The organism is Pseudomonas sp. CGJS7 (genome assembly GCF_036961695.1).
Genome location: NZ_JBAMDI010000259.1, coordinates 1 through 4,321, shown reverse-complemented (window position 1 = coordinate 4,321; position 4,321 = coordinate 1). Strand labels below are relative to the sequence as shown.

Here is a 4,321-nt window from a genome sequence, read left to right as displayed (position 1 = left end):
GCAACGACTGGCCGGCGCAAACCACCCGCGCAAACAGCGCTTACCCCAACTTCGCCCGAGCCAGCGCAATCCACTCCGCCGCCGCCTGCGCCAGCGACCCGGACAGAATCCCGAACACCGCCACCGCGATCGCCCCGGCGATCCACGCGATCCCCATCAACTTGCCGTCGCGCTCCAACAACGCGAACGCGAACAGCAACAGCAACGCGCCGAACAGGAAGTTGGTGAACGGTATCGGCAGCGACAGCAAAATCCCCAGCAGCACCAGCAGCAAGCCAGTGAACGCGCCGGCAGCGCGGTGATCCAGCAGCCCGGTCGCGCGCGGGCGCACGAAGCGTTCCAGCCGGGTCAGCCACGGCGCCAACAGGTTGCGGAACTTGACCATCGCGCTGCGGTGCGGCCCGCGCCGGGCGATGAAGCCCGGCAGCCACGGCTTGCGCAGGCCGATCAGCAGTTGCAGCCCGACCAGCACCACCAGCGGCCCGCTGACCGCGCCGCCCACGCCCGGAATCGGGATGAAGGCGGGCAGGGTGGAGACGAACAACAGCATCCCGAACGAGCGGTTGCCCAAGCCGTTGAATACGTCGCCGAACTTGATCGTCTCGTCCGGATCGCCGGAGACGATCGCGTCGAGCAAGGCCCGGGTGCCGGCCTCGTGCGCGGGGCGATGCTCGCCGCCGCGCCGCGGGCCGTCGCCGCGATCAGCCGCCGACGTCATCGTCGCCGGGTTCCGCGGGCTTGGGCTGCTGGCGTTGCAGCAGCAGCTTGTCGATGCGCGGGCCGTCCAGGTCGATCACTTCGATCCGCCACCCGGCCCAGGCGAAATGCTCGCCCACGTGCGGGATCCGGCCGAAGTGGGCGATCACCATGCCGGCGACGGTATGGAAATCGTGTTCGTCCTCGTTCGGCAGGCGGCCGCCGCCGGTGACTTCGCGCAGTTCCTCGACCGGCAGCGCGCCGTCGAGCAGGTAGGAGCCGTCCTCGCGCTGCACCACCGGGCCGGGCTGATCGTCCGATTCGGTGGTCTGGACCCGGCCGATCACCGCGCCCATCAGGTCGTTGACGGTGATCAAACCGGTGACGTCGCCGTATTCGTCGACCACCAGCGCCAGCGATTGCTGCTCTTCGCGGAAGATTTCCAGCAGCTTCAGCGCGTGGGTGGATTCGGACACGAACAACGCTTCGCTGAGCTGGGCGAACAGATCGGGGATCTTGTCCTCGCCCAGGCTGGCCAGCAGCGATTTGGCTTCGAGCACGCCCAGCACGTCCTGATCGTTGCCGCGATAGACCGGGAACCGCGAGAACGGCGACTCGCGCATCGTCGCCAGGTTCTCTTCCAGGCTGGCGCCCGCGTCGAGCCAGGCGATGCGGGTGCGCGGGGTCATCAGGCTGTCGGTGGTGCGGTCGCCCAGGCTGAGCACGCGATTCATCATCTTGCGCTCATCGGCGTCGATCACGCCCTGTTCGTGGCTTTCCGACACCAACAGGCGGATTTCCTCTTCGCTGATTTCGCTGCGGGCGTCGTCCTTGATGCCGAGCAGGCGCAGCACCGCGCGGTTGATCGCGCCGAGCACCATCACCACCGGCTTGGCCGCGCGCGCCAGCGCCGCCAGCACGATCGCCACCGAACTTGCGATCTTCTCCGGATTGGTCAGCGCCAGCCGCTTGGGGATCAGCTCGCCGAAGATGACGCTGGCGGCGGTGATCAGGGTGACCGCGGTGCCGATGCCGAGCGGGCGCGCGTACTCGATCGCGTTGCCGGGCAGCAGGTGGTCGAGCCAGCCGGCGATGGCCAGGCCGATCGACTCGCCGCCGAAGGTGCCGGTGAGCACGCCGATCGCGGTGATGCCGACCTGCACGGTCGACAGCAGGTTATCGGGGTGCTCGGCCAGTTGCAGGGCCATGCGCGCGCCGCGGCTGGTCTCCGCCATCTGCTTCAGACGCAGCTTGCGCGAGGTCATCAGCGCCATCTCCGACATCGCGAAGAAAGCGTTGAGCACGATCAGGGCCAGGACTATGAAAAGTTCCAACATCAGCAGCGCCTCCAGTGGCCTGAGAGTTCACGGAAGCAGCGGGGGCGGCGATGGGAGGGGGCCGGAAGGCGGCCGGGCGGCGGTTTTGGGTCGTCGTCCATTGGGTGTGTTGCGGGGAAGGGAGGGGCGACCGGGCCCTGGGGCCGGGTCTGGGCCGATCTTAACAGGCCGCCGCGACGCCCCTTCGTGAAAGCGGGCGGCGAGGTCGGAACCGCGAACCCGGTGGGGGTTCACCTGGGTCATGGGGCCGCCAGGGGCGGCCGACAAGGTGGGCGCGGCGACTTCAAACGGTCATAATCGCGCCCCGAACCCCCGTGTCGGCACCTACGGCGCGCCGGACCCGGTCCGGCCCGCGGCGGTGACCGCAAACTCGAACCCGCCGACGCCCGCACCCGCGGTCGCTGGCCCAGAGGCTTTCCAGCATGTTTTCCCTGCAGACCATTTTCGGCCAAGGCAACCAGTTCTATACCCTGCTCGAGGAAGCGGCCGTAGCCGCCCACGACAGCACCAAGGCCCTGCACGAGATGCTCAAGGCGGCCGACCGCCAGCCGGCCCTGGACGCGTTCAAGCTGGCCCGCCAGCGCGAGCGCGAGACCTCCGACAAGATCAGCCAGGAGCTGGTCGACAGCTTCATCACCCCGATCGAGCGCGAAGACATCGAGGCGCTGTCCTCGGCGCTGTACAAGATCCCCAAGCAGGTCGAGAAGTTCGCCGACCGCTATTCGCTGGCCACCCGCCACCTGGAGCAGATCGACTTCGCCCCGCGCGCGGCGATGCTGGAACAGGCCGCCGGGGTGGTGGTGAAGATGGTCCACCAGCTGCGCCACCTCAAGCTGGAGCCGATGAAGGCGCTCAACGACCAACTGCGCGCGCTGGAAAACGAGGCCGACCGGCTGATGCTGGAGCTGTACCGCGATATCTACTCCGGCCAGCTCGACAACCTGCAGATGTTCTTGCTCAAGGAGTTCTTCGAGATCCTGGAGAAGGCGATCGACCGCTGCCGCGAAGCCGGCGTGGTCGCCTACCAGATCGTCCTGAAAAACTCCTGAGGCGCGCGCGATGCTTACGCTCGTCCTGGTGGTGATTCTCGCGGCGTTGATCTTCGAATACGTCAACGGCTTCCACGACACCGCCAACTCCATCGCCACCGTGGTCGCGACCAAGGTGCTCTCGCCGATGCAAGCGGTGATGCTGGCGGCCTCGACCAATCTGGTCGGCGCGCTGTGGGGCACGGCGGTGGCCAAGACCATCGCCTCGGGCCTGATCGACGCCGGCGTGGTCGAGGTCGGCTCGCAGCTGATCCTGTGCGCGCTGCTCGGCGGCATCATCTGGAACCTGATCACCTGGTGGCTGGGCCTGCCGTCTTCGTCCTCGCACGCCTTGATCGGCGGCCTGTGCGGCGCGGCGATCGCGGCGGCCTCCAACAACTGGCACGCGGTGGTCTGGTCGCATCCGGCCGAACCGATCTGGAAGAGCGCGGGCGTGCTGTGGAAGGTGATCGTGCCGATGTTCACCTCGCCGATGCTGGGCTTCGCCGCCGGCTTCCTGGTGATGGGCGTGCTGTTCGCGCTGATCTCGTTCATGGCCCGCAGCGGCGGCATCCTGGCGCGGATCGCGCGGCCGCGCTGGGTCAACGGTTTCTTCGGCAAGGCGCAGCTGGTCAGCGCCGCCGGCATGGGCTTCGCCCACGGCATGAACGACGCGCAGAAGACCATGGGCATCATCGCCCTGGCGCTGCTGAGCGCGCAGCAGGCCGGCACCCTGGACAACCTGCCGTCGTGGCTGGCGTTCCTGCACCCCTCGCCGGGCGCGCTGGCCCACAACGACATCGACACCTGGATCAAGCTGACCTGCGCGGTGGTGATGGCCGCAGGCACCGCCGCCGGCGGCTGGCGCATCATCAAGACCCTGGGCCACAAGCTGGTCAAGCTGCACCCGATCCACGGCTTCGCCGCCGAAACCAGCGCCGCCTCGGTGATCATGGCCGCGTCCTCGCTGGGCATTCCGGTGTCGACCACCCACAACATCTCCGCCGCGATCATGGGCGTGGGCACGGCCAAGCGCTTCAACTCGATCAAGTGGACCGTGGTCGAGAAGATGATCTGGGCGTGGATCCTGACCATTCCGGCCGCGGGCGGTATCGCTTACGGCTTGTTCGAGATCATGCGGTTCATGGGCTGGATCTGAGTTCGCCCGGATCGTCGGATACGAAAAAGGCCCGCGGATCGCGGGCCTTTTTTATTGGCGGGTTTGCGGTGGATAGGGCGGTGCCGTCGTTGTCGCGTTGC

Annotated in this window: 4 protein-coding genes; 2 read left to right on the top strand and 2 right to left on the bottom strand. The window is 67.6% G+C overall.

The features are described 5' to 3' along the window. Positions 1 to 40 precede the first annotated feature (40 nt). Positions 41 to 718, bottom strand: coding sequence for an exopolysaccharide biosynthesis protein (locus tag V7787_RS52280; protein WP_336095373.1), 678 nt, complete (start codon positions 716 to 718; stop codon positions 41 to 43). Next, positions 702 to 2,033 carry a hemolysin family protein gene (locus V7787_RS52275; protein WP_336095372.1) on the bottom strand — a complete coding sequence of 444 codons (1,332 nt, stop codon included), beginning with the start codon at positions 2,031 to 2,033 and terminating at the stop codon, positions 702 to 704. The genes V7787_RS52280 and V7787_RS52275 overlap by 17 nt, the downstream gene beginning before the upstream one ends. Positions 2,034 to 2,455: 422 nt before the next feature. Between V7787_RS52275 and V7787_RS52270 the strand changes: the two genes are divergently transcribed. After that, positions 2,456 to 3,082 carry a DUF47 domain-containing protein gene (locus V7787_RS52270; RefSeq protein WP_336095371.1) on the top strand — a complete coding sequence of 209 codons (627 nt, stop codon included), beginning with the start codon at positions 2,456 to 2,458 and terminating at the stop codon, positions 3,080 to 3,082. Positions 3,083 to 3,092: 10 nt separating this feature from the next. Further along, positions 3,093 to 4,220 (top strand): inorganic phosphate transporter, encoded by a 1,128-nt coding sequence (locus V7787_RS52265; protein WP_336095370.1) that lies wholly within the window; start codon positions 3,093 to 3,095, stop codon positions 4,218 to 4,220. Positions 4,221 to 4,321 lie beyond the last annotated feature (101 nt).

Excerpts from the sequence above, each read along its gene's own strand:
- V7787_RS52280 (WP_336095373.1), bottom strand. The coding sequence starts at position 718 with ATGACGTCGGCGGCTGATCGCGGCGACGGCCCGCGGCGCGGCGGCGAG.
- V7787_RS52275 (WP_336095372.1), bottom strand. The coding sequence starts at position 2,033 with ATGTTGGAACTTTTCATAGTCCTGGCCCTGATCGTGCTCAACGCTTTC.
- V7787_RS52270 (WP_336095371.1), top strand. The coding sequence starts at position 2,456 with ATGTTTTCCCTGCAGACCATTTTCGGCCAAGGCAACCAGTTCTATACC.
- V7787_RS52265 (WP_336095370.1), top strand. The coding sequence starts at position 3,093 with ATGCTTACGCTCGTCCTGGTGGTGATTCTCGCGGCGTTGATCTTCGAA.